The sequence below is a fragment of the Vibrio navarrensis genome (assembly GCF_015767675.1).
Classification (GTDB): domain Bacteria; phylum Pseudomonadota; class Gammaproteobacteria; order Enterobacterales; family Vibrionaceae; genus Vibrio.
The window spans coordinates 761,337-785,716 of record NZ_CP065217.1; the positions used below are offsets into that span (position 1 = coordinate 761,337).

A 24,380-nucleotide genomic window follows, 5' to 3' on the forward strand; every position below is an offset into this window, starting at 1 on the left:
AACGTTAGCACGCTTATTGACACATTGAGACGATAATTCAGACTACACAGAATCTAACGCTCTGCACTTAATTGACAGGAAAGAGACTATGCCGATCAGCACTCCACAGGAAATTATCGACGATATTCGTTTGGGGAAAATGGTTATCCTCATGGATGACGAAGACCGTGAAAACGAAGGCGACCTGATCATGGCCGCAGAACACATTTCGCCTGAGGCGATTAATTTTATGGCGACCCACGGGCGCGGCTTGATTTGTCTGACCATGACAAAAGAGCGCTGCAAGCGTCTTGGCCTGCCACCAATGGTGCAGGACAATAATGCCCAGTACACCACCAATTTTACCGTCTCGATTGAAGCGGCCGAAGGGGTGACCACCGGGATTTCAGCTGCCGATCGCGCGCGTACCGTGCAAGCTGCGGTTGCCAAAGAAGCGAAAGCGGCGGATCTGGTTCAGCCGGGGCACATTTTTCCTCTCGCGGCGCAAGATGGCGGCGTATTAACTCGCGCAGGTCATACCGAAGCGGGATGTGATTTGGCGCGCCTTGCCGGGTTGGAGCCTGCCTCCGTGATTGTCGAGATCCTCAATGATGACGGCACCATGGCGCGTCGCCCAGATTTAGAACTGTTTGCTGAAAAGCATGGTTTGAAGTTAGGCACCATCGCTGATCTTATCGAGTATCGCAACAACACCGAAACCACCATCGAGCGTGTCGCTCAGTGCCAACTGCCGACGGAATACGGCGAATTTGAATTGGTTACTTATCGCGACATCATCGACCAGCAGATCCATTTTGCTCTGTGCAAAGGCGATTTAAAACAAAACACACCATTGGTGCGCGTGCATTTGCAAGACACCTTTACCGATCTGTTGCGCAGTGACCGCAATGCTGAGCGCAGTTGGACGCTCGATAAAGCGATGGCCCGTATCGGCCAAGAGGGTGGGGTGCTGGTTATTCTTGGCAACGAAGAGTCGCCGGAGCTTTTGATCCACCGCGTGAAAATGTTTGAAGCGCAAGATAAAGACGATGCGCCGAAACTGGCGAAAAAACAGGGAACATCACGCCGTGTTGGGGTTGGTTCTCAAATTCTGGCCGATCTTGGGGTGCATGACATGCGTCTGCTCTCCTCATCAAACAAGAAATACCATGCGCTGGGCGGCTTTGGCCTCAACGTCGTTGAATACGTGTGTGAATAGCCAACTGACGTTCGTGTGACCGATAAGAGAAACGCAGCCCCGCTTGGCTGCGTTTTTTATCTGAGTTTTTCCTCCTAACGGACTAAAACTGGCAGATAACGGCACCGCTGGCAGGATAATCGGCGGCGAAATACCATTAGATATTGCTCACAAATTTGTGCTAGAATCCGGCGATTCTCACTTGATGAACATAGTTAAAGGAAGGCTTATGAAAGTGATCGAGGGTGGCTTCCCCGCGCCAAACGCAAAAATTGCTATCGTTATTTCTCGTTTCAACAGTTTTATTAACGAAAGTTTATTGTCTGGTGCCATCGATACTTTAAAGCGTCACGGACAAGTTAGCGATGACAACATCACTGTCGTACGTTGCCCTGGTGCAGTTGAACTTCCTCTGGTTGCTCAACGTGTTGCTAAAACTGGCAAGTATGATGCGATTGTTTCTCTGGGCACAGTTATCCGTGGTGGCACGCCGCATTTTGACTATGTTTGTAGTGAAATGAATAAAGGTCTGGCACAAGTGTCGATGGAATTTAGCATTCCAGTCGCATTTGGTGTCTTGACTGTTGATACGATCGATCAAGCTATTGAACGCGCAGGAACCAAGGCTGGTAACAAAGGTGCAGAGGCTGCACTGAGCGCGCTTGAGATGATCAACGTTCTTTCTGAAATCGATTCCTAATGGGGGCCAGTGTGAAACCAGCCGCACGTCGTAATGCACGTCAATTCGCTTTACAAGCAATTTACTCATGGCAAATTACTAAAGAAAATGTTGCCACCATCGAAGAGCAATTTTTGTCAGGTGAAAAGTACGATGAAGAAGAACATCGCGCTGCTGAGCCTGCGTTGACTGCTCCTGAAACTGACGTTGCATACTTCCGTGACTTGTTGACCGGTGTTGTATTGAGTCACGCGGAACTGGATAGCAAGATTCGTCCTTACGTTTCACGCCCTATGCAGGATCTGGATATGATGGAGCTGGCATTGCTCCGTCTGGCAATGTACGAAATGACGCGTCGTGAAGATGTCCCTTACAAAGTGGTCATTAACGAAGCGATTGAGCTAGCGAAAGTGTTTGCGGCAGAAGATAGCCACAAATTCGTCAACGGTGTGTTGGATAAAGCCGCACCGCATGTTCGCAAAAAGTAACAAGCGTTCTACAAAAAAAGGTCAGCACTTGCTGACCTTTTTTATACAAAGGAAAGGATTTTGATCTCAGGCGAATTTAATCTGATTGAAAAATACTTCGTTGGCCGTCAGGCACAACGTAAAGATGTTTACCTTGCCGCTGGAGACGACTGTGCTCTGGTAAAACCTCTCGCCAATGTGCAACTGGCTATCAGTACCGATACCTTAGTTTGTGGCACTCATTTTTTGCCAGAAGCCGATCCGGCTTGGGTGGCGCACAAGGCGTTGGCTTCGAATATCAGTGATTTGGCGGCCATGGGCGCGACACCTGCGTGGGTCTCTTTGGCGTTAACCATGCCAGAACCAGACGAAACTTGGCTTGCGCCTTTTTGTGATGCGTTCTTCAAGCTAGCCGACTATTTTGGCATCCAGTTGATTGGCGGTGATACCACCAAAGGGCCACTGAGTTTAACGCTGACGGTGCAAGGTTACGTTCCCGAAGGAAAAGCGCTCAAACGCAGTGGCGCGAAACCGGGAGACTACGTGTTTGTGACGGGCACCTTGGGTGATGCCAAAGCGGGCCTTGATGTGATCCTTAATGGCGCGCAGCGCAGCCGCCCAGCCGCTTTGGCGCTGGAGAAGGCACACTACCTGAGTATGCCGCGCATTTTGGCCGGACAAGCCTTGGTGGGGCTGGCATCGGCGGCGATTGATATTTCCGATGGTCTGGTTGCGGATCTGGGCCATATTCTGCAGCGCTCAGGCGTCGGTGTGAGCATTGACGTCTCGAAACTGCCTATCTCATCAGAGCTGCTTTCATTTCTCGATGATCGAGAGACGGCGCAGCAATATGCGCTTACCAGCGGCGAAGAGTACGAGCTCTGTTTCACCGTCCCAGAAGAGAGCCGCGGCTCGTTAGAAAGTTCCCTGGCGCATGTTGGTTGCAAAGTCACCTGCATCGGGCAAATTCGTCCACAAGGCTTTTTTGAACTGCATGACAACGGCACTAAGTTGGATTGGCAACTTTGCGGTTTTGATCACTTTAAGGGGCAAAACAAATGAGTAACCCGTTGGCGAAGCTCTCATTGAGTAATCCTTGGCATTTACTGGCCACCGGTTTTGGCAGCGGTTTGTCGCCAGTGGTGCCCGGTACCATGGGGACGCTGGCTTCTGTGCCTTTTTTCCTTCTGCTGGCTTACCTGCCATTACCCATCTATTTATTGGTTGTACTGCTTGCGTGTGTGCTGGGGATAAAAATCTGCCAAGTTACCTCGGCGGATATGGGCGTTCACGACCACGGTTCGATAGTGTGGGATGAATTTGCCGGGTTTTGGATCACTATGTTGATTGTGCCAGCGCTCAATATTCCGTTGAGTGAATGGCAATGGCTGGTGACTGGTTTTGTGCTGTTTCGCTTTTTCGACATGGTTAAGCCGTGGCCCATTGGCTGGTTGGATAAACGAGTGCATGGCGGCTTGGGGATTATGCTTGATGACATTGTGGCGGGCGTGATGTCAGCGCTCGCTCTCTACTTGGTAGGCTACTACGCAGGCTGGCTAAGTTAAGCGGCGTTATGTATGGCAATGTGAGTGTTGGAGAACAAAAGGGTTGGCAAATTGAGCCAACCCTTTTTCATTGCTAGAAGCGAACTATTTGGCTAGGTAAGCCAAAATTGCCTGCTCAATGCCATTGGCATCTAGCCCAAGCTCTTGATGCAGCTCTTCTTGGGTACCTTGAGGAATAAACTTATCCGGCAGACCAAGATTGAGAACGGGTTTGATGAGTTTTTCCTGCATCAAAAATTCCACAACACCGGCACCAGCGCCGCCAGCGATGGCGTTTTCTTCCACGGTGACAATCACATCGTGTGTGGCAACCAGTTGGCGGATCAGCGCTTCATCAAGCGGTTTAACAAAACGCATGTCGGCGACGGTCGCGTTAAGGTTGTCGGCCGCTTTGAGGGCATTTGCCAAGAAGGTACCGAAGCTGAGAATCGCCACTTTCTCACCCGTTCGAATGAGGCGGCCTTTGCCAATTTCGAGGGCGGTAAACGCCTCTTCAATCGGTGTGCCCATACCACTGCCGCGAGGATAACGTACCGCGCTCGGACCGTTATGCTGGTGGCCAGTGTAAAGCATTTGTCGGCATTCGTTCTCATCACTTGGCGCCATGATCAGCATGTTGGGAATGCAGCGCAGGTAACTTAAGTCAAATGCACCTTGGTGAGTTTGGCCATCCGCACCGACCAATCCCGCGCGATCGATAGCAAACATCACTGGCAGATTCATAATAGCCACATCGTGAATCAACTGATCATAACCGCGTTGCAAGAAGGTCGAATAGATGGCGACGACAGGCTTGTAACCGCCAATCGCCATGCCGGTTGCCAGTGTCACGGCGTGCTGTTCGGCAATCGCCACATCGAAATATTGCTCTGGATACTCTTTGGAAAAACGCACCATGCCAGAGCCTTCACGCATGGCCGGAGTGATCGCCATTAACTTGGGATCTTGCGCCGCCATATCACAAAGGAAATCACCGAAGATATTCGAAAAGCTCGGTTTACCGCCGCTGCTTTTGGGCAAACTAGTGCGTGCGGGATCAAACTTAGGCACGCCGTGATAGCCGATCGGATCTTTCTCAGCTGGCTCGTAGCCTTTGCCCTTTTTGGTCATCACATGCAAAAACTGTGGGCCTTTCAGCTCACGCATGTTTTTAAGTGTTTTCACCAGTTCCGTGACGTCATGGCCGTCAATCGGGCCGATGTAGTTAAAGCCCAGCTCTTCAAACAACGTACCCGGCACAACCATGCCCTTAAGATGCTCTTCGGTGCGACGCACCAGCTCTTTAATTGGTGGCATACCTGAGAGGACTTTCTTACCGCCTTCACGCATAGAGGTGTAAAAGTTGCCAGACAAGAGACGCGCTAGATGGTTATTCAGCGCCCCAACATTTTCTGAAATCGACATCTCATTGTCATTGAGGATCACTAGCATATCCGCGTGTACGTCACCTGCGTGGTTCATCGCTTCAAAAGCCATGCCCGCGGTAATTGCGCCATCACCAATCACGCTCACTACTTTGCGATTCTTCCCCTCTTTTTCCGCGCAGATTGCCATCCCCAAAGCGGCGCTGATGGAGGTGGAAGAGTGCCCGACAGACAGAGTGTCGTATTCACTCTCTTCACGCCAAGGAAACGGATGCAAACCGCCTTTTTGCCGAATAGTGGACATTTGCTCACGGCGGCCGGTAAGAATTTTGTGCGGATAGGCTTGGTGGCCCACATCCCAGATCAACTGATCAAAGGGGGTGTTGTAGACGTAATGTAGAGCGACTGTGAGTTCGACTGTGCCAAGGCCGGATGCTAAGTGACCGCTTGACTGACTGACGGAGTTAAGCAGATAGGTACGCAGCTCATCGCACAGCGTTGGCAGCGTCTCTTTTGGGAGCAGACGCAGCTCCTGCGGATCTTCTGCCAGTGCCAGTGTTGGGTACTTTGAAATATCAAGAGTCATAAATATGCGCGCTTATAGTTTAGTTCTTGCGCTCGACGACGTATCGGGCGAACTCTTCGAGTAATTGGGTATTGTATGGGATTGCATCCAAAGCTTGAAGTGCTTCCTGTAACAGAGTGTGAGCTTTCTCAATAGCGCCGTCTAAACCAAGCAACGCAGGATAGGTACTTTTGTTGAGCTCTTGATCAGAACCTTGCGGTTTTCCGAGCGTTTCGGTGTCACTGATGATGTCCAAAATATCATCTTGTACTTGAAACGCGAGGCCAACGGCGGCGGCGTATTGGTCTAGTTGCGGCAGAATTTCACGCCCTTTTTCTCCCGCTGCGAGCGCGCCAAGTCGAACTGCGCAGCGCATCAGAGCGCCAGTTTTATTGCGATGGATCTCTTCTAGCTCTTCTAGGCTAACCAAGCGGTTTTCCGCAGCCAGATCGAGCGCTTGGCCGATACACATGCCTTGAGCGCCTGAGGCTTCTGCGAGTGCTTGAACCATACGTACGCGCTGCGACTCGCCTTGTGCAGACAAGGTCCCTTCAGCAAGAATGGAGAAGGCCAGAGTTTGCAGCGCATCGCCGGTGAGAATGGCGGTCGCTTCGTCAAACTTAATATGGCAGGTTGGTTGGCCGCGGCGCAGCTCATCGTCGTCCATGGCCGGGAGATCATCATGGATCAGAGAATAGGCATGAATACACTCAATGGCGCAAGCGGGCGTATCAAGCTCTTCTGGCGCGCAGCCGAGCATCTCGCCGGTAATGTAAACCAGAAAGGGGCGAGCGCGTTTGCCACCCAGAACGAGACCGTACCGCATCGCCTGGATCAGCGCCTGATTTTGGTGCGGCAAACCGTCCAACCAACGATGGAGTTGCTCATTATTGCGCTTTTGATACGACGTCAATACGTCAATCATAGAATTATTCATGCAAAAAATTACTCTGACGGAATAGTGAAATCGCTCAGCGGCGCTTGATCGTCTTCGCTAAGAAGAATGCTGACACGTTGTTCTGCTTCGCTAAGTTTCGCTTGGCTGGCTCTGGCTAGCGCGATCCCACGCTCAAATTTTTTCAGCGCATCGTCTAAGGTCAAATCACCGTTTTCCAGTTGATCTACCAAACCGTCCAGCTCTTCGATGGTTGCCTCGAAGGACATGTTTTCTGGTTTCTTCGTCGCCATACTGTTTCTACCTTGTAAAGAATGCCCGAAAGTTACCTTAGCGTGCTTGCTTGGTCAAATTTAAGCAGGGAAATTTATCTGAAATTGAGGGCAACTATTATAGAGGAAGCGAGCGAGAACAAAAACAAGCTTCCACTCCTAGAGCACCGATCAGTTTAAAAAACATACAGTGACTTTAGCCCCAAAACATGATCAAATACACAGTATTGTTAACTCATGAACTGATTGATTATGTCTAATTCTAGAAACTGGGCACCACCTACTGCTCTTTCAAAAAAAGAGCAGTTTATTTGCCAAAAGTTAAAGCAGACTGGCAAGCTATTTGTGTTCTTGCGAACCAATCGTCATCTCATTATTAATGATGAGATTAATCAGAAGCTTATGTCAATGTATGCTGACCACCCAAGAGGAAAGCCTGCTGTTCCGGCCGCTCTTTTAGCTATGGCAACGATTCTCCAAGCATACGAGCAAAAGTCGGATGCCGGAGCGACGTTAGAAGCCATGTTTGACCAACGTTGGCAAATGGTACTGGACTGTCTAGGTAGCGAGGAATCGCCATTTTCACAAGGAACCTTATGTGATTTTCGTCATCGTTTAATTGCGAACGATATGGACGTGGTTTTACTTGAACATACCGTAAATGTCGCTCGTGAAGTGGGAGGCTTCAGCCATGTTCAGCTTAGAGTGGCTCTAGACTCAGCGCCATTACAGGGCGCAGGTCGAGTTGAAGATACATTCAACTTAGTCGGTCATGCTCTTGAATTAGTCGTCAATTGTGCTGCACAAATCAAGATGATCTCAGAAGAAGAACTTATCGAAGAATGTGGTCTACAACTGGTAGGAAAAAGCAGTGTCAAAGCGGCGTTAGACATTGATTGGTCAGATAAAAACGAGAAGCATCAAGCCGTTGAAACCTTGCAAAATGATGTTGACGCTCTGAAGCATTGGTTAGAAAAACAACCCTCCGCCTTTATTAAACATAAAGGGCTGGAAGAGAGCCTCACTTTACTTGAAAAGGTTTTGGAGCAGAATATTGACCCCGACCGGACGGAAATGGACCTAAAGTAAAAGAGGGTTCGGTGCCGGATAGGCAAATCTCTATCTCAGACTCAACAATGCGCCATGGGCGAAAATCAAGCTCAAGGACGATTAGCGGGTTTAAGCAACATATTGCTGTCGACTTAGACAACAAGCTAATATTAGCGACCTGTGTCCGTCCTGCCAACGAACCGAGCACAAGGCGTCGGAGTACTTAAAACCCAAAGTCAATGTTTACGGTGAAGTTAAACAAATTCAAATAGATAGGGTTATTTAGCTGCTCACTGGACAACGGAGCTGTACGAAGCTGGGAAAGAGGTCGTTGCAAAACCATGGACACCGCCGTCCAAAAAGTACTGACTAAAAACGCCTTCCAAATAGACTTGGTTGAAGGTTGTGTCACATGTCCTGCAGGGAAAGTGGCCATGATAAAGTCTGAAAAGTAACGCAAGCCCGTTTTAAATCAACGGAATGCAAAGCTTGTCCGAAGAAATCAGATTGTACGACATCAGAGAAAGGTCGAAAAATTAAAATACACGAGCAGGAAGTGATGCTGCAAAACTTCAGAAGTACGTAAGTACTTCTCAAGGTCGGGCTGATGCTAGAGAGCGGGTCAAAGTAGAGCACTCTCTAGCATCAATCTGCAACCGCAAAGGTCCTAGAGCAAGGTACCGAGGCTTGCGGCTAAATGAATATGATTTAAACAGAACGGCAGTCATTACCAACTTGCATATAGCGATGGGTTTAGCTGCTTAAAATTTAAACTATATGGTGCTCTAGGGTCTGTTGACCTTTTGAGATGATTTTTGCAGCAGTTTGTGGGTTCTTTGTGCAAGGCAGAGGCTTTGAATTGTAGGGGCCTACATGATAAGCCGATAACGCAGCAAAAAGGAGCAACAAACGCTGCCCGAAGGGTTCAGCTAAAAGCGTTTTACTCTTTGTTGAGAGGTGTTTTGCTTAGAATGACTAGGCTACAAACCTCTCGCCGCGATTAAAACGCTTTTATCTCGAACGAAATTTAACCGCAAAAGGTCAACAGACCCTAACAAATGGCAGTAAACTTGCCCAAGCCAATGGCAGTAAATGGGCTATCGTCGTACACTTGCTTTAGTCGTAAAGCGTGGTGGTCGACGGAGATTTTGCCGCTGACCGCCTTTTTTGTGATTCAATAGCCAAGTTTTTACTAAAAGAAGCTTAATCGTTGTCGATAAAAGAAATAATCTGTTTTTTCCCGCAGCAGTAAAAACATAAATAGCATGAGGAGTGCTTTGTGGATTTAGCAACCCTTTTAGGTTTGATTGGTGGCCTTGCCTTCGTTGTCATGGCGATGGTTCTTGGCGGCAGCATCATGATGTTCGTCGATGTGACCTCCATCCTGATTGTTGTCGGTGGATCGGTCTTTGTTGTGTTGATGAAGTTCACAATGGGGCAGTTTTTCGGCGCGGCTAAAGTCGCTGGCAAAGCATTTATGTTTAAGGCAGATGAGCCAGAGGATTTGATCGCCAAAATTGTTGAAATGGCAGACGCGGCGCGTAAAGGTGGCTTTCTCGCTCTGGAAGAGATGGAAATCTCCAACAGTTTTATGCAAAAAGGAATCGATTTGCTCGTGGATGGCCACGATGCTGATGTAGTCCGAGCTGCATTACAAAAAGACATTGCGCTGACCGATGAGCGTCACACGCAAGGAACAGGGGTATTTCGCGCCTTTGGTGACGTTGCCCCGGCAATGGGCATGATAGGTACACTGGTTGGCCTGGTGGCGATGCTATCTAACATGGATGACCCGAAGTCCATCGGCCCTGCGATGGCGGTTGCTCTTTTGACGACTCTTTACGGCGCGGTATTATCGAACATGATTTTTTTTCCTATCGCTGACAAATTGGCACTGCGCCGTGACCAAGAGACGCTCAATCGCCGCCTGATTATGGACGGCGTGCTCGCGATTCAAGATGGGCAAAACCCACGAGTGATTGACGGCTATTTGAAAAACTATCTCAATGAGAGTAAACGTGCTCTCGACGTTAACGAGTAATCACGGGAGTGAGTGATGGACGATGAAGAGAAGTGTAAATGTCCCCCTCCCGGATTGCCGTTATGGATGGGAACATTCGCTGACTTGATGTCATTGCTGATGTGTTTCTTCGTGTTGCTGCTGTCGTTTTCTGAGATGGATGTGCTCAAGTTTAAGCAGATCGCAGGTTCGATGAAGTTTGCCTTTGGGGTGCAAAACCGTCTTGAGGTCAAAGACATTCCCAAGGGCACCAGCATTATTGCTCAAGAGTTTCGCCCCGGGCGCCCCGAGCCAACGCCAATTGACGTCATCATGCAGCAGACGATCGACATTACTCAGCAGACGTTAGAGTTTCACGATGGCGAATCGGATCGCGCGGGCGGCACGAAGCGCGATGAAGGAAAACTGACTGGTGGTCAGTCGCCGGAAACCTCGACGCAAAGCAATCAAAATACCCAGGAAGAGCGCCAGCAGCAGCAAGCCGAGTCTATGTCGCAAGAGATGGAAACCGTGATGGAGAGCATCAAGAAAGCATTGCAGCGAGAGATAGAGCAAGGTGCGATCGAGCTGGAGAACCTTGGCCAGCAAATCGTCATTCGTATGCGAGAAAAAGGCGCCTTCCCTGAAGGTTCTGCATTCTTGCAACCAAAGTTTCGCCCATTAGTAAGGCAAATTGCCGAATTGGTGAAAGATGTGCCGGGCATTGTGCGCATTTCTGGCCATACCGACAGTTTGCAGTTGGATTCGGAACTGTACCGTTCTAACTGGGATCTCTCTGCACAGCGTGCGGTGTCGGTGGCGCAAGAGATGGAAAAGGTGCGTGGTTTCTCCCATCAACGCTTGCGTGTGCGGGGAATGGCAGATACTGAGCCATTAGTTTCCAATGACACTGACGAAAACCGAGCGAAGAACCGTCGGGTAGAGATCAGCATCATGCAAGGGGAGCCACTCTATAGCGATGAAATACCAGCCCTTCCTCAATAACCACCAGTAATCACCAAGGCGAGCAGCAATGCTCGTCTTTTTTATAGGTATAATTCGTGTATAATCTTGCGCCCTAACGCCGACACCTTCGCAGTAACGCGGGTGTTCTTTGATAGCCAACAGATTGCGAATCGAACTATGAAATTTATTGTAAAGCCCCATCCAGAAATTTTTGTAAAGAGTGAATCGGTACGTAAGCGCTTTACCAAGATTCTTGAGAGCAACATCCGCATCATTATTCAGAATCGCACTGAATCTGTGGCTGTATTTAACCGTCGCGACCACATCGAAGTGGCAGCGAACAGCGACCAATATCGTCAGCAAGTGTTGGAAATTCTCACCAGCACGCCGGGTATCCAACAGATATTGGAAGTGCAGCAATCTGACTTTAACGACCTGCACCATATCTATGAGCAGGTGTTGGAGCTCAATCGCGAGCGCATCGAAAACAAAACTTTTGTGGTGCGCGCTAAGCGTCGTGGCAAACACGATTTCACTTCGATTGAACTTGAGCGTTATGTCGGTGGTGGTTTAAACCAAGCCGTTGCGAGCGCATCGGTCAAACTGCACAACCCAGAAGTGACCATCAAAGTTGAGGTGATTGACGATAAGCTCAATCAGATCCTCGCGCATTACAAAGGGCTGGGCGGTTTCCCTCTCGGAACTCAGGAAGATGTTCTCAGCCTGATCTCTGGTGGCTTCGACTCAGGTGTCTCGAGCTATCTGCACATCAAGCGCGGTTCAAAAGTGCATTACTGCTTCTTCAATCTCGGCGGCCCGGCTCATGAGATTGGCGTGAAGCAAGTCGCTCACTACCTGTGGAACAAATACGGCTCTTCGGCCAAGGTGCGTTTTATCTCGGTCGATTTTGAGCCTGTGGTGGGCGAAATCCTGGAGAAAGTCGAAGATGGTCAGATGGGGGTGGTGCTCAAGCGTATGTTTATGCGCGCAGCGGGCATGGTTGCCGAGAAGTTTGACATCCAAGCACTGGTGACAGGTGAAGCGCTGGGGCAGGTGTCGAGCCAAACCCTCACCAACTTGCGTCATATCGATAACGTGACCGACCGTTTGATTTTGCGCCCTCTGATTAACTGGGACAAAGATGAGATCATCAAACTGGCGCGTGACATTGGCACCGAAGATTTTGCTAAGACGATGCCGGAATACTGTGGCGTGATCTCGAAAAAACCGACCGTTAAAGCGGTGAAAGAGAAGCTGGAAGCAGAAGAAGCCAACTTCGATTTTGCCATTCTCGAGCAAGTGGTGCGCAATGCCCGTCAGATGGACATTCGCGACATTGCCAAAGAGTCTGAGCAGGCAGCGCCGGAAGTTGAGCAAGTTCAAGCGATTGAAGAACATGCGGTTGTGCTTGATATCCGCAGCCCGGATGAAGAGGATGATAACCCTCTGGAAATCGAAGGCATCGAGGTTAAGCACATTCCGTTTTACAAACTCAGCACTCAATTCGGTGATTTAGACCAATCGAAAACCTACCTGCTCTATTGTGCGCGTGGGGTGATGAGCCGTTTGCAAGCGCTTTATTTGCAAGAACAAGGCTTTAAGAACGTGAAAGTGTATCGCCCATAGTTCGCCGAAAATCTATTGAAGTCCATGAAATCCGAGTGTTGTCACTCGGATTTTTTATTACCTGTGGTTTTTTATTACCTGTCGGTTTTAACGGGGTAAAAGGTGTTTTCGACAGATAAAAAAACACCGCCTAATATAGGCGGTGTAACAAATTTGACAGACAGGTCAAAAATAAATACAGGAAGTATATGTTTTGTCACAGGGAGTGAGACAAAACATCATGGTAGAAATCTACCTAACTCGAAATACGAGTTTGCAAACACAACATCGCAACAACTAAGCCAATTGATTCTAAAGAGAATCAAGCCGTTCAGGCCAGCGTTGCGGGGTGAAATATAGAATTTCTCTGGCTGTTCCACAACGGACAATTTATAATGTTTCAGATTAAAAAAACTAATGGTAAGTAAGTTGTATGTCACGTAGATTACCGCCACTGAACTCGCTTCGCGTGTTCGAAGCCGCCGCCAGACACCTCAGTTTCACCCGTGCTGCTGAGGAGCTTTTTGTTACCCAAGCCGCCGTCAGTCACCAGATTAAAGCATTAGAAGAGTTTCTCTCCTTGAAGCTGTTTCGCCGCCGTAACCGCTCTCTGCTGCTCACCGAAGAGGGGCAGAGTTACTTTCTCGACATCAAAGACATTTTTACCGCCTTGTCTGAAGCGACCGATAAAGTGCTGGAACGCAGTGAAAAAGGGGCTTTGACCATCAGTCTGCCGCCGAGTTTTGCCATTCAATGGCTGGTGCCGCGTTTAGCCGATTTTAACGCGCAGCAGCCCGATATCGATGTCCGGATCAAAGCCGTGGATATGGATGAAGGCTCTTTGACCGACGACGTTGATGTGGCGATTTACTATGGAGCCGGATATTGGCCCGGGCTGCGTGCCGACAAACTCTATCAGGAGTACTTGATCCCGCTCTGTTCACCTTCGTTACTTTTAAGCAACAAACCATTAGAATCTCTAAGTGACTTGAAACATCACACCCTACTGCATGACACCTCGAGAAAAGATTGGAAACAGTTTGCCAAAGAAAACGGTTTAGATGAGGTGAATGTCAATCAAGGGCCGATCTTCAGCCACTCCACCATGGTGTTGCAGGCGGCAGCGCACGGCCAAGGAGTCGCGCTCGGCAACAATGTGTTGGCGCGGCCAGAAATGGAAGCCGGGCGCTTGATTGCCCCGTTTGATGAAATCTTGCTCTCTAAGAATGCCTTTTATGTGGTTTGTCATGATCAGCAGGCGGAGATGGGGCGCATCGCTACGTTCCGCGATTGGATGTTAGCAACTGCACGTAAAGAACAAGAAGAGGTGTTGGATGAGTCTGCCCTACATGGTTGATGGCCCTGAAGATGGGCCAGTGTTTATTTTTGCCCATGGTGCAGGCGCGCCGATGGATCACGCCTTCATGACCCTTGTGGCACAAGGGTTGGCCGCTAATGGCATTCGTGTCATCCGCTTTAATTTTCCCTACATGGTGAAACGAGCTCAAGATGGTAAAAAGCGGCCGCCAGATCGCGCGCCGAAACTGCTCGAAGCGTTTGTTGACGTGATTGAGTCGGTTACATCGGTGCCTGTGGTGATTGGCGGCAAGTCGATGGGCGGTCGGATGGCCAGCCTGCTTGGCGACCATCCACTGGTCAGCGCCATCGCCTGCCTCGGTTTTCCGTTTCATCCTCCGGGTAACGCGGAAAAGTTCAAAGGTGAACACCTTGCGGTGATAGCCAAACCCACGCTGATCCTGCAAGGCGAAAGAGACACGTTTGGCACTCAAAGCGAGTGCGCTGAGTATCCGCTTTCTCCGGCGGTGCAGATGCGATTTTTACCCGATGGTGACCACAGCTTTAAGCCGAGAAAACGCTCAGGGCTGAGTGAGCAGGACAATATCAATACAGCGGTTGTGCAGTTAACCGCCTTTATTCAAGGAATGCAAAATGAGAAGTAAGTGGTTACTCGCCTTTGTTGGCGCTTCTGCTGCGACAGCGGTGGCGTTGGGGGCTTTTGCCGCACACGGTTTGAAAAGCAGCTTAGCGCCCTATTTGCTCGAGGTGTTTGAAACCGGAGTGACGTATCAGTTCTGGCATACCTTGGCGATTGCGCTGTGCGCACTGCTGCTTCGCAGCACGTTGCCAAGTAAAGCGCAAAACTATTTTTTCATCGCTGCGATTTGCTTTATCATCGGCATCTTTTGCTTTAGTGGCAGCTTATACGCGTTAGCGCTGACGGGGATAAAATGGTTTGGCCCTGTAACGCCACTGGGTGGATTGATGTTTATGGTCGGCTGGCTGGTGTTTATGCTCGCGGCTTTGAAAACGAACGAGGTATCTAAGTGAAACAGTTAATGCTCTATTGTCGCCCCGGCTTTGAAAAAGAGTGCGCCGGTGAGATTCAAGATAAAGCGACTCAGCTAGAGGTTTATGGCTTTCCACGCGTGTTTAAAAACGCAGGATACGTCCTGTTTGAGTGCTACCAAGCAGGCGATGCCGACAGGCTAGCTCGTGAGTTGGATTTCAACGCGTTGATCTTTGCAAGGCAGATGTTTGCTGTCGCAGCGGAGTTTACCGATCTGCCCGCAGAGGATCGCATTAGCCCGATTTTATCTCAACTTGAGGAAGTCGATAGCTTCCCCATGTGTGGTGATCTGCGTATCGAAACGCCAGACACCAATGAAGCGAAAGAGCTGCTGAAGTTTTGTCGTAAGTTCACGGTGCCAATGCGTCAGGCCTTGCGCGGAAAAGGTTTCCTAATGGCAAAAGAGCATGCGAAAAAGCCCGTGTTGCACGTTTGCTTTGTGGCCTCAGGGCACTGTTTTGTCGGGTACTCCTACTCGGATAACAATTCGCGCTTCTTTATGGGCATCCCTCGTCTGAAATTTCCCGCCGATGCGCCAAGTCGCTCAACCCTGAAATTGGAAGAAGCGTTTCACGTCTTTATTCCTCGCGAAGAGTGGGATACCCGCTTAGCCTCGGGAATGTGGGCGGTCGATCTCGGCGCGTGTCCGGGCGGTTGGACTTATCAGCTGGTCAAACGTTCGATGTTTGTCCACTGCGTGGATAACGGCATGATGGCGGAAAGCCTAACGGAAACCGGCCAGATACGTCATCACATGGTCGATGGCTTTAAGTTTGAGCCCGATCGTAAGAACGTCACTTGGCTGGTGTGCGATATGGTGGAAAAGCCGGCGCGCGTTGCTCACTTGATGGGGCAGTGGATCCTCAAAGGTTGGGCTAAAGAAGCGATCTTTAACCTCAAATTGCCAATGAAAGGCCGCTACGACGAGGTGTTGCAAGATATTGAAAACCTGAAAATGTTCCTGATTGAGAATAAAGTAAAATTCAGGTTGCAAGCCAAGCATCTCTATCACGACCGTGAAGAGATCACTGTGCACGTGCAGTGTTTATCCAATATTTCGCCGCATTAATCGCAGCTAAAACAGAAACGCTCCTCGGAGCGTTTCTTCATTCTCATGTTTTTAAAATCAAATCATTAGTTCGATGTCGGCCACATCTCCCACAATTGAGATTCCATGCTCTCTTCGCTGGCATCTGCGATTTCAGAGAAAAAATCGAGCTGAGTCTGTCTTTCAACTTCGTCTACGGTCGTGACAAAATTGACCAGTTCACTGCCGGACACATCGCGGTGCGGCACGATGAACGCTATCGCGTCGTTGAACGCGGGATCTAAGATGACTTTGTAGAAAGCGCTCGGGATTGCCACGCCGTTACCAATGCTGCCGTCGCCACCTTGATAAATCGGCCCGGTGACGACGTAGAGTTCATGGTAATCATTGGCTAAGTCACGTACGTGTTCTTCCAACAGTCGCCAACCAACGCGGTTAAAGCCCGGTAGCTGCGGAGACATGTTGCTCATCAAAAAGCTTTGTTGCATGGAGGTTTGGCTAAAATCCATCGCCGCAGAGGGGGCGAGATGGCCACGATCGTAACCAGAACTGCTGTAGTCGGTTAAGGTCGAGCGCGCATACTCAGGTAACTCATTATCCACTTTAAAGCTGTTGCTGCGCTTGTACGAGGCATTCACGCTCTCGGCCGTGATGTGGTAAGCAACCCAATCGGCATTCTTGGTGGTGTAGTTGTAGCCGACCGCGTAGCCTTCACGGCACAACACTTGATCGGGGTGAACGGAAGGCATGCCTTTTTCCAAATGTTGACCACAGGTTTCAGCAAAAGCAGGCAGCGATAGAACGACGGATAGGGAAAGTAAGATGATATTTTTCATTGTTGTACTCCTTGTTGGAGTAATGAAAAATAGAGATATCTATCAATAGTGCCGTGATCATGATTATAGAATAATCAATACTCAGTAAGGTATTGATTAAATTAATCTAATTATTGTGAATGTAACCCATTACACCACATGAGAGATAAACATAGCGATGGCTAATGTACGGTGAAGAATGGGCTACTCTGTTGCATTTGCCTGGCACTATTGCGATGAAGATGAGGGGTTAAAACGCAGATCTTGCAGATTAAAGCCAAGTTCAATATCGGTTTTTAACGCTGCGACCTGTTTGCAGCGGCGCGCTTGATCAATATGCTGGTCAAACTTTTTTCGGTATTTGGTGGGCAGCGCATCACCTTGATTGGCTTGCTCTATGTCATCAAACTGCGTCAGTATCTCTTTGGCTGCCTTCGGGCCAATACCAGGAATGCCGGGCACTTGGCTTGAACTGATGCCTGCCAAACCCCAGTAGTCGGCGAGCTGTGTCGGTTTGACGCCAAACTCGTTGGCAATAAACGGCTCATCTAGCCAACGATGCTGAAAGTAGTCGCGGATTTGCAGGGTAGGAGAGAGCAGTTGGCAATAGCCTTTATCGGTAGAGACAATCGTCACTTTTTCGCCGTGACTGGCGACTTTTTGTGCCAGTGTCGCCACCAAATCGTCGGCTTCATCCCCTTCGGAAAGCAAAGAGTCAATACCCATTTCCCACCAAGCGTCTTGAATTTTTTCCAGCCCTTGCAGCAAAGGCTCTGGCATGGGTTTGCGTCCTTGCTTGTATTCAGGAAGGATTTTGGCGCGCCAGCCTCGGTCGGTGCTTAAGTGATCAAACACGGCGACAATATGAGTGGGTTGGGCTTCGCGGATAATGCGTTGCAGTGTTCTGCCAGTATTGGTGATGGTATTAGCGATGTCGTGCGGATCGGGCTGAGCGGAGTTGACTCGGCGGATAAGGTTGAGCGCATCGATGATAACAAGATGAATAGCCATAACAAAATACTGCAAAAAGAAAAGGGGCCAATGGCCCCTGAGTGTAACGGAAAATCCCTGCGCTATCGACCACCGTTTGAGCTTGGTGCGATTTTGTAGCAAGGCACATAAGCGCTGCCGCCGGGCAATTTCATTCGATGTTGCGCGACGAAATCTCGCAGCAGTTTGTCCATCTTTTTCATTAAAACCGGATCGCCATCAATCACAAAAGGCCCTTTACGTTCGATTTCGCGAATGCCTTCCGCTTTGACGTTACCCGCGACAATCCCTGAGAAAGCTCGACGCAGATTGGCGGCCAGCACTTGCGGTTTTTGATTCAGGTGCAAATCTAAACTCGCCATCGAATCATGGGTCGGCTCAAACGGCAACTGAAACTCAGGCTCAATTTTGAGTGACCAGTTGTAGCTGTAGGCGTCACCGGTGTCTTTGCGATGCTGACGTACTTTACCCATCGCCTGTTTCATTACTCGCGCCACTTCCGCCGGGTTGTCAATGATGATTTGGTAGTGTTTACGCCCTTCTTCGCCTAAGGTATCGCCGATAAAGGCATCGATTGAACGGAAGTAGGCTTCACTCTCTTTCGGCCCCGTCAAGACGATCGGCATCGGCTGTTCGGCGTTTTCCGGATGCATCATGATGCCGAGGATGTAAAGCAGCTCTTCGGCGGTGCCCGGACCACCGGGGAAGATGATGATGCCGTGAGCCATGCGCACAAATGCTTCCAAACGCTTTTCAATGTCAGGCATGATCACCAGTTCATTGACTATTGGGTTTGGCGGCTCAGCAGCAATGATTGATGGTTCAGTCAAACCAAGGTAGCGTTGATGGGCGTAGCGCTGCTTGGCATGACCAATGGCCGCGCCTTTCATCGGCCCTTCCATTGCACCCGGCCCACACCCCGTACAGATGTTCAGCTCACGCAGCCCGAGCTCGCTGCCGACTTCACGCGTGTATTGATATTCCGTCGGGTTGATAGAGTGCCCACCCCAACACACCACCAGATTAGGCTCTATGCCCGGGATCAACGCGCCCGCGTTGCGCAAAATAGCGAACACCAGGTTGGTGATGTGCGTGGCGTTGGTCAGATTCAAGCGCTGACTGTCGGCCAAATGCATGTTGACGTAAACGATGTCACGCAGCACGGCAAACAGGTGCTCTTGAATGCCCTTGATGATCTCGCCATCGACAAAAGCGTGCTCTGGCGGGTTAGTCAGTTCCAGCTTGATGCCGCGCTCACGGCGCATCACGTTGACATCAAAGGACTGATATTTATCCAGCAGCTCTTTGGAGTTATCGGTGTGGCTACCGGAGTTGAGTACCGCTAGCGTGCAGTTGCGGTACAGTTGATACAGTTCGCTAGAGGCGGTTTTTTTTAGGCGCTCAACTTCCAGCTGAGAGAGCAGATCCATACTTCCTGCAGGGCTGATATGAGTAATCATAAGGCCTCCTTGCTTAGCGTTGTGGTTATTAGCATTGTGGTTAATAGTGGCAACCCGAGCCCTGTAGATAACGTCGCTGTAGAAATTGGCGAATGGAGTGCAGGCTGGATTGCTGCCACAGAGCCATGCTCTGTGGCACAAAAATCATGGGAGTTTTGTTAGCTTAGCAAAGGATGGCGGAAAAGAAACGTGATAACTAGTTGAAAAATCAGAACCTGACAGAAGAGTCAGGTTCGTCTGCTGTATTTTTGTGCAACTGTTCAGCGCCAGTCGAGCTGATTCAAGCCGCGTTGTTTACTCTCTTTGAGCATGGTGCCTAAGCGATCCACGACATATTCTGGGTTATCCGCTTCACCAAACGCGGTGGAAACCGCACTTAATGTGATGGTGATTTGTTGCTCGCGAAACTTAAACGGCAGTTTGCTGATTTCGCTTTGGATCTTTTTCACCAAGTTCAGCGCGTATTCATCGGTTTGCTCGGGAATCAGTAGAATGAACTCTTCGCCACCAAACCGGGCAACCGTGTCGGTATCTGCGGCGACTTTACGGATGGTGCGTGCAATGATTTTCAGCGCTTTGTCGCCGGCGGTGTAGCCGTAGCTGTCGTTAATGGCTTTAAAGCTATCGATGTCGAGCAGCACGACTCGTAAGTTGTGTTGCGCGCGGATCCAACGTCGATATTCCAGCTCTAAACGGTCATTAAACGCCGTGCGGTTATACACTTTGGTGAGTGGATCGAGCAGCATACGCTGCGCCTGATCCTCCAAGCGGCGGCGATAGTCTTGAGTGACGTCAAATACCGCTTCAAGCTGGTGCTGCCCGTATTGCAACCGCTCTTGCAGCACCTGTTCTTTTTCTTCAGCGAGGCTCAAGCGCTGCGAAAGTGATTCAATCTGTGCCAGAAGTGGTGAAACCGTGGCTTTGAGCTGCTCAAGTTCGGTGGCGCTGTCGACCGAAAAGCGACTTTTGGCCACCAGTTTGCCTAGCTCTTTATTAAATTGCTGGCGCTGCTCAAAGTAAGTTTGGCTTTGATCGACATTCTGATGGGAGGTTTTTAGATTGGCAGCAAGCGAAGCGTTGAGCTGTTCGAGAAACTGCTCTGACGCTTTACGCTCGAAATGGGTCCCTTCAATGACCAACTTCAAAACCTGCAAAGTGAGTTCGATCAACGCTTCCGCGGAGACACCGAGCAACAGCTTAGTGCGGATATCGAGCAGCAAATCGCCCGACTCGCCTTCAAAGTCCAACTCGGTAATTGCGTTTTGCAGCTCTGTCGCTAAGCAGTCCAGTTGATTTCTGTCGAGACTGTTTTGCTCATTAAAGTTGAGCCGAGAGTTTGAGGTGATAATTTTTAACGCGCGTTCATAGATATTGAGCAGTTTGACCGCGTGATCGACATTGCGCCCTTGGCCATGGCTAAACCCCATCAGGTTGCGCAGTTCGCGTTTGAGTTGCGCGGGCAAGCCCGCTACGCGTTGCAGGGTTTCGCCACTGTGCTTTAATTGCTCGTCAAGAAAACTGGTCTGTTTATCCATAGCCACGGTTCGTTGTCTTAGCATTCTTTCCAGCACCACCAAGCGCGGGAGCAAACGACTGACATCTTTTTGTTGTTCCAGCTCGCGCTGGATAGCCTGTAAATTTTGACTCAGTGTAGCATCAGACACCTGACAGGCGGCACTCAGCGAAGTCACAATTCGCTTGAGAACAAGCTGTTCGCGTTTGAATTTGAGTGATGTGTCACGATGTGTCAGCCTGAGTTGGTCTAATTGACAACTCAACTGATGCAGTTGCGCTTGAATATCGGATTCCAAAATGCCCATTGTGAACGACAACACAGTCCATGTACTACTTAACGATGACCCTGATAATAACAAAAAACATTATAGCGTCATCTATTTGGCGGTTTAAGCGCGCGAGATTTAGCCATTTTTTAATAAATTTTTGAGGTTGTCCTCATTCTGGTAAGACGAGTGCATTTTGATTAACCCTTGATGGATCGCTTGTTGCGCGGCATCCCTTATGTTACCGGAGGCAAGACTCGCCGCGGGCGCGTTGTCGATAGCCTTTAGATAAACATAGTGACTGCTCTTATCCAACAAGCTGACTTCGCGTGCTAAGTGCGTGGCGAGCAGCAGCAGATCAAGCAACTCTTGGTCGTTGATTGCCGTGTAGGCGCGAGGTAAGAATGGGTAATCGGCCATGCCCATGCGCACAGTGCGGTTGATGTGGTGCACAGCGGCAAACTCATCAACCCAAGCTTGCACTTTGGCGAAAATGTCTTCGGCCGAATAATGACGTTCTGTGTTGGGCTCGATGTAAAGCAGGTTCGCGTCGGAAAAATGGTACAAGCGTGAAGGCTTGCTGATTTTGTCACTAAGAAACGTACCAAATGCCCGTTCGAGTTCTAAGCCCGCTTTGTACCCGTGCTGCACATACATGCTGCGCAGGAAGGGCAGGTCGATCATCACGAAGCGCAAACGGTCATTCAGCGGTTCATGGATCAGTTCCCCGAGTTGCCACTGCTCAAAGGTTTGATTGGTTTTACGCAGCGAATTGGACAGTTTCGCATTGAGCATGCGCAAGTTACGCAGTTTGGAGCGCGAATGGGTATAGAGATCGGCGGTGAGCTGTTCAATCTGCGTCGTTTGCCGCTGCAGTAGCACGCCTCGTCTCATCAGGAGTAAAAACAGTACCAGTGAGAGCAAAAACAGTGCAAAGGCGATTTTCTGGAACTTGGCGTGCTCGATGGTAATTTTTTCGAGCTGTTCAGCTTGGCCTGTATAGTGAATGGTTTGTTCGGCGAACTCTTTTTGCTGACGAAACGCATCTTCACTGATCTGATTGAGTTTTTTCTGTTCAATGCTCACTAACTGGTTGTAGTGCTTCAGGCTCTCTAGCGCCAAATCAAACTGTTTACCTTGTTCGTAGCCCAGCGATAGTAATTGATAGGCTTGTTGCCGGATCGTCAAATGTTCTTCTGCGGCGCTCGCGGTGATATCCAGTGCTTTGTTGGCGTTGGCGATGACCCCTTGGCTGTCGTTTTGATAGAAGGCCAAGCCGGATTTGAGCAGCGCCGCTTGCGCTTTTAGTTTCGGGATATCGGCAAATTCCAACACTTCAAGCGCGCGTTCCAGATATTGCTCCGCCAACGGATAGTTATAAAGTTGCAGGTAGGTTGCCGCGAGGCTTAGGCGAATGCTGACCACTTGCTGTACGTCGCGTGTCGAGCTGTCGTGATCCAGCACGTTAAAGTAGTGTACCAGCGCCAAATTGTATTTGCCTTGGCGAAAATAGATGTTGCCCATTCTCTCCATCACCTGAGCAAGGATAGGCGAATTGGGATAGCCATCATAAAAATCGGCCGCTTGCGAAAGGTATTCCAGCGCTTTGTCGAGCACGCGGCGCTCTTCAAACAGTTGTGCCAGCAGTCGATTCACTTTGGCGAGTCGCGCGCTTTTGTTGCCTTCAATCGCTTTCCAATAGCCAAACAGCAGTTCCGACAAGGCTAAGTTGTACTTTTGATGAGAGAGATAAAACTCACCGACGGCGATGTGGTAATCAATCAGAGTATTTTCAGAGCGGCTGTTTTTAATCAGCTCTTGTGCTTCGCCGTAGTAGCGCTCTGCTTGTTGCAAATCATTTTGCTGTGATGCGAGCAGCGCTTGCTGCATCAACAAGCGGTACTTGACGCTATCGGTCATCTGTAAAGAGGTGCTGGCGAGCTCCAACTGACTGCTGATTTCGTCTAACGCGCGTTTGGCTTTGAGGTAGTCTTTATCAAATTGCCACAACAACTGGGTACGCAGCAGCTTCACATCCAAATTGAGATAAGGCAGTTGAAAGGTTTTAGTCAGCTGTTCCGCGGTATTGAGCTGCACCAGCGCTGAACGGGTGTTGCCTAAAGCAAATTCCGCACGGGCGAGAATTTTATACGCTTCGACGCTGCCACTTGGCGTGCGCAGCGTGCGGTCGGTGTCGTCGCGAGAAATCGCGGAAGGGCTTTTTTCTTGGTTGTTGGTGAGTTCGCGCTGAGTCAGATAATTTTGCACGATTTTCTTTGCTTGGCTTGGCTCGATATCCACCAACTGCTCAGCCTCTGTCAATAAGACGGAAGAGAGCACCGTAGCGTGCAACTGCACGCTAAAAAGCAGAGCCAAAATGCCGACTAGACGTTGCCAACGCACCATGTTTAATCCCTCAACGCGATATCGTTACTGACGAGCCATACGCTGGTTGTGCGCAGGTTTTGCTTGTTGTGTGGAGCGGTAAGGGTTGATATCCAAACCACCACGACGGGTGTAACGTGCGTACACAGTGAGGCTCTGTGGCGCACAGTACTTCATGATGTCGGTAAAAATACGCTCGACGCACTGCTCATGAAATTCATTGTGCTCACGGAATGAGACCAAATAGCGCAGCAGCTTTTCGCGATCAATATGTTTGCCGTGATAATCAATTTCCACGCTGCCCCAATCGGGTTGATTGGTGATCAAGCAGTTCGATTTCAGCAGATGGCTGTGCAGCGTTTCTTGCACCACCGTCTGTCCCGCAGCATCTTGCAGTAGAGATTGGTCGAAAGCGTAGCTCTCGATCTCGATATCTTGATCGTCGATGCATTCGCCCGCCATGGTCACAATCGGTTGTTGTGTGTAGTGGCTAAGTGGATTGACCTCCACAGTCACGCGCTCACCCGCGCAGGCGGATAAATCATTTGTTAAGCGTTCAACCACCGCTTGCCAAGTGGCAAAGCGAGTCTGGTTATAGCTGTTGAGGTAGAGCTTAAAGGATTTTGACTCAATCAAGTTGGGGCTGGTGGCCGGAATATACACTTCGCCCACCGCGACTTGTGGCAAGCCTTTGCTGTTGAGCCAAGAGAGTTCGTACAGCGTCCAGATGTCGTGACCCATGAACGGCAAGTTAGCACCCAATTGCAGATCGTCGCGGTTGAGGCTGCGTGGGACAGGTTGAAGTAAACTTGCGTCGTATTGTGTGGCGTATTCGGTTTTTTTACCCAAAGTCAGGCCAGCCAGCTCTTTGGCGTCAGAATATTTGCTCATACTTGTGGTCATTTTCGATTAGAATGGCGGGAATTTTA

The 24,380-nt window shown here is 49.7% G+C and carries 21 protein-coding genes and 1 pseudogene; 13 read left to right on the forward strand and 9 right to left on the reverse strand.

All coding sequences use genetic code 11. From position 1 onward, the window contains the following. Positions 1-88 precede the first annotated feature (88 nt). The 5 genes from ribBA (at position 89) to pgpA (ending at position 3,888) form a co-directional block, all read left to right on the forward strand. Positions 89-1,198 carry a bifunctional 3,4-dihydroxy-2-butanone-4-phosphate synthase/GTP cyclohydrolase II gene (gene ribBA, locus I3X05_RS03380; RefSeq protein ID WP_045570677.1) on the forward strand — a complete coding sequence of 370 codons (1,110 nt, stop codon included), beginning with the start codon at positions 89-91 and terminating at the stop codon, positions 1,196-1,198. Between the two features lie 208 nt (positions 1,199-1,406). Then, positions 1,407-1,877: a 6,7-dimethyl-8-ribityllumazine synthase gene (ribH, locus tag I3X05_RS03385; protein WP_039424426.1), complete on the forward strand. Its 471-nt coding sequence runs from the start codon at positions 1,407-1,409 to the stop codon at positions 1,875-1,877. Beyond that, positions 1,877-2,344 (forward strand): transcription antitermination factor NusB, encoded by a 468-nt coding sequence (gene nusB, locus I3X05_RS03390; RefSeq protein WP_045570676.1) that lies wholly within the window; start codon positions 1,877-1,879, stop codon positions 2,342-2,344. The genes ribH and nusB overlap by 1 nt, the downstream gene beginning before the upstream one ends. A 63-nt stretch (positions 2,345-2,407) precedes the next feature. Further along, a complete protein-coding gene (gene thiL / locus I3X05_RS03395) occupies positions 2,408-3,385 on the forward strand; it encodes a thiamine-phosphate kinase (RefSeq protein WP_045570714.1) in 978 nt (325 codons plus the stop codon). Beyond that, a complete protein-coding gene (gene pgpA, locus I3X05_RS03400) occupies positions 3,382-3,888 on the forward strand; it encodes a phosphatidylglycerophosphatase A (RefSeq protein WP_045570675.1) in 507 nt (168 codons plus the stop codon). The genes thiL and pgpA overlap by 4 nt, the downstream gene beginning before the upstream one ends. Positions 3,889-3,972: 84 nt before the next feature. On the opposite strand, the gene dxs is transcribed toward pgpA, so the two are convergent. The 3 genes from dxs to xseB are packed head-to-tail and all read right to left on the reverse strand — an operon-like array spanning position 3,973 to position 7,005. Continuing rightward, positions 3,973-5,838: a 1-deoxy-D-xylulose-5-phosphate synthase gene (dxs, locus tag I3X05_RS03405; RefSeq protein ID WP_045570674.1), complete on the reverse strand. Its 1,866-nt coding sequence runs from the start codon at positions 5,836-5,838 to the stop codon at positions 3,973-3,975. Between the two features lie 19 nt (positions 5,839-5,857). Then, on the reverse strand, positions 5,858-6,742 hold the full coding sequence (ispA, locus tag I3X05_RS03410; protein ID WP_193157697.1) for a (2E,6E)-farnesyl diphosphate synthase: 885 nt from the start codon (positions 6,740-6,742) through the stop codon (positions 5,858-5,860). A gap of 20 nt (positions 6,743-6,762) precedes the next feature. Beyond that, a complete protein-coding gene (xseB, locus tag I3X05_RS03415; RefSeq protein WP_039424437.1) occupies positions 6,763-7,005 on the reverse strand; it encodes an exodeoxyribonuclease VII small subunit in 243 nt (80 codons plus the stop codon). Positions 7,006-7,236: 231 nt separating this feature from the next. Between xseB and I3X05_RS03420 the strand changes: the two are divergent. The 8 genes and pseudogenes from I3X05_RS03420 to rlmM form a co-directional block, all read left to right on the forward strand. After that, positions 7,237-8,676 (forward strand): annotated as a pseudogene (locus tag I3X05_RS03420) (transposase); the annotation flags it as partial. 637 nt (positions 8,677-9,313) lie between these two features. Beyond that, complete coding sequence (gene pomA, locus I3X05_RS03425; RefSeq protein ID WP_045570672.1) at positions 9,314-10,075, forward strand: flagellar motor protein PomA; 762 nt, start codon at positions 9,314-9,316, stop codon at positions 10,073-10,075. A 15-nt stretch (positions 10,076-10,090) separates the two neighbouring features. Next, a complete protein-coding gene (locus I3X05_RS03430) occupies positions 10,091-11,038 on the forward strand; it encodes a flagellar motor protein MotB (RefSeq protein ID WP_193186245.1) in 948 nt (315 codons plus the stop codon). A gap of 138 nt (positions 11,039-11,176) precedes the next feature. Then, positions 11,177-12,625, forward strand: a complete 1,449-nt coding sequence (gene thiI, locus I3X05_RS03435) for a tRNA uracil 4-sulfurtransferase ThiI (RefSeq protein WP_039424443.1) — start codon at positions 11,177-11,179, stop codon at positions 12,623-12,625. 412 nt (positions 12,626-13,037) lie between these two features. Then, entirely contained in the window at positions 13,038-13,961 is a 924-nt protein-coding gene (locus I3X05_RS03440; protein ID WP_039461051.1) for a transcriptional regulator GcvA, read from the forward strand. Continuing rightward, entirely contained in the window at positions 13,939-14,565 is a 627-nt protein-coding gene (locus I3X05_RS03445) for an alpha/beta fold hydrolase (RefSeq protein WP_193167465.1), read from the forward strand. The genes I3X05_RS03440 and I3X05_RS03445 overlap by 23 nt, the downstream gene beginning before the upstream one ends. Then, positions 14,555-14,953 carry a DUF423 domain-containing protein gene (locus I3X05_RS03450; RefSeq protein WP_045570668.1) on the forward strand — a complete coding sequence of 133 codons (399 nt, stop codon included), beginning with the start codon at positions 14,555-14,557 and terminating at the stop codon, positions 14,951-14,953. Before I3X05_RS03445 ends, I3X05_RS03450 begins: the two co-directional genes overlap by 11 nt. After that, positions 14,950-16,041 (forward strand): 23S rRNA (cytidine(2498)-2'-O)-methyltransferase RlmM, encoded by a 1,092-nt coding sequence (rlmM, locus tag I3X05_RS03455; RefSeq protein ID WP_039461050.1) that lies wholly within the window; start codon positions 14,950-14,952, stop codon positions 16,039-16,041. The genes I3X05_RS03450 and rlmM overlap by 4 nt, the downstream gene beginning before the upstream one ends. A gap of 65 nt (positions 16,042-16,106) precedes the next feature. Here rlmM and I3X05_RS03460 read toward each other — a convergent pair whose 3' ends face one another. The 6 genes from I3X05_RS03460 to queF all read right to left on the reverse strand — a co-directional run bounded on the left by I3X05_RS03460 (position 16,107) and on the right by queF (position 24,342). Continuing rightward, entirely contained in the window at positions 16,107-16,856 is a 750-nt protein-coding gene (locus tag I3X05_RS03460; protein WP_045570667.1) for a DNA/RNA non-specific endonuclease, read from the reverse strand. Between the two features lie 207 nt (positions 16,857-17,063). Next, positions 17,064-17,846, reverse strand: coding sequence for a flap endonuclease Xni (xni, locus tag I3X05_RS03465; RefSeq protein ID WP_045570666.1), 783 nt, complete (start codon positions 17,844-17,846; stop codon positions 17,064-17,066). Positions 17,847-17,908: 62 nt separating this feature from the next. Continuing rightward, positions 17,909-19,285, reverse strand: coding sequence for a nucleotide 5'-monophosphate nucleosidase PpnN (gene ppnN / locus I3X05_RS03470; protein ID WP_045570665.1), 1,377 nt, complete (start codon positions 19,283-19,285; stop codon positions 17,909-17,911). Between the two features lie 260 nt (positions 19,286-19,545). After that, positions 19,546-21,105 carry a GGDEF domain-containing protein gene (locus I3X05_RS03475; protein ID WP_045570664.1) on the reverse strand — a complete coding sequence of 520 codons (1,560 nt, stop codon included), beginning with the start codon at positions 21,103-21,105 and terminating at the stop codon, positions 19,546-19,548. A gap of 99 nt (positions 21,106-21,204) precedes the next feature. Continuing rightward, positions 21,205-23,469: a tetratricopeptide repeat protein gene (locus I3X05_RS03480; protein WP_082069691.1), complete on the reverse strand. Its 2,265-nt coding sequence runs from the start codon at positions 23,467-23,469 to the stop codon at positions 21,205-21,207. Between the two features lie 27 nt (positions 23,470-23,496). Next, positions 23,497-24,342, reverse strand: a complete 846-nt coding sequence (gene queF / locus I3X05_RS03485; RefSeq protein WP_045570662.1) for an NADPH-dependent 7-cyano-7-deazaguanine reductase QueF — start codon at positions 24,340-24,342, stop codon at positions 23,497-23,499. Positions 24,343-24,380: the final 38 nt, after the last annotated feature.

Excerpts from the sequence above, each read along its gene's own strand:
- ppnN (WP_045570665.1), bottom strand. The coding sequence starts at position 19,285 with ATGATTACTCATATCAGCCCTGCAGGAAGTATGGATCTGCTCTCTCAG.
- I3X05_RS03430 (WP_193186245.1), top strand. The coding sequence starts at position 10,091 with ATGGACGATGAAGAGAAGTGTAAATGTCCCCCTCCCGGATTGCCGTTA.
- nusB (WP_045570676.1), top strand. The coding sequence starts at position 1,877 with ATGGGGGCCAGTGTGAAACCAGCCGCACGTCGTAATGCACGTCAATTC.
- I3X05_RS03475 (WP_045570664.1), bottom strand. The coding sequence starts at position 21,105 with ATGGGCATTTTGGAATCCGATATTCAAGCGCAACTGCATCAGTTGAGT.
- xni (WP_045570666.1), bottom strand. The coding sequence starts at position 17,846 with ATGGCTATTCATCTTGTTATCATCGATGCGCTCAACCTTATCCGCCGA.
- ispA (WP_193157697.1), bottom strand. The coding sequence starts at position 6,742 with ATGATTGACGTATTGACGTCGTATCAAAAGCGCAATAATGAGCAACTC.
- xseB (WP_039424437.1), bottom strand. The coding sequence starts at position 7,005 with ATGGCGACGAAGAAACCAGAAAACATGTCCTTCGAGGCAACCATCGAA.
- I3X05_RS03440 (WP_039461051.1), top strand. The coding sequence starts at position 13,038 with ATGTCACGTAGATTACCGCCACTGAACTCGCTTCGCGTGTTCGAAGCC.
- I3X05_RS03445 (WP_193167465.1), top strand. The coding sequence starts at position 13,939 with ATGAGTCTGCCCTACATGGTTGATGGCCCTGAAGATGGGCCAGTGTTT.
- queF (WP_045570662.1), bottom strand. The coding sequence starts at position 24,342 with ATGAGCAAATATTCTGACGCCAAAGAGCTGGCTGGCCTGACTTTGGGT.
- I3X05_RS03450 (WP_045570668.1), top strand. The coding sequence starts at position 14,555 with ATGAGAAGTAAGTGGTTACTCGCCTTTGTTGGCGCTTCTGCTGCGACA.
- ribBA (WP_045570677.1), top strand. The coding sequence starts at position 89 with ATGCCGATCAGCACTCCACAGGAAATTATCGACGATATTCGTTTGGGG.
- thiI (WP_039424443.1), top strand. The coding sequence starts at position 11,177 with ATGAAATTTATTGTAAAGCCCCATCCAGAAATTTTTGTAAAGAGTGAA.
- ribH (WP_039424426.1), top strand. The coding sequence starts at position 1,407 with ATGAAAGTGATCGAGGGTGGCTTCCCCGCGCCAAACGCAAAAATTGCT.
- pgpA (WP_045570675.1), top strand. The coding sequence starts at position 3,382 with ATGAGTAACCCGTTGGCGAAGCTCTCATTGAGTAATCCTTGGCATTTA.
- I3X05_RS03460 (WP_045570667.1), bottom strand. The coding sequence starts at position 16,856 with ATGAAAAATATCATCTTACTTTCCCTATCCGTCGTTCTATCGCTGCCT.
- dxs (WP_045570674.1), bottom strand. The coding sequence starts at position 5,838 with ATGACTCTTGATATTTCAAAGTACCCAACACTGGCACTGGCAGAAGAT.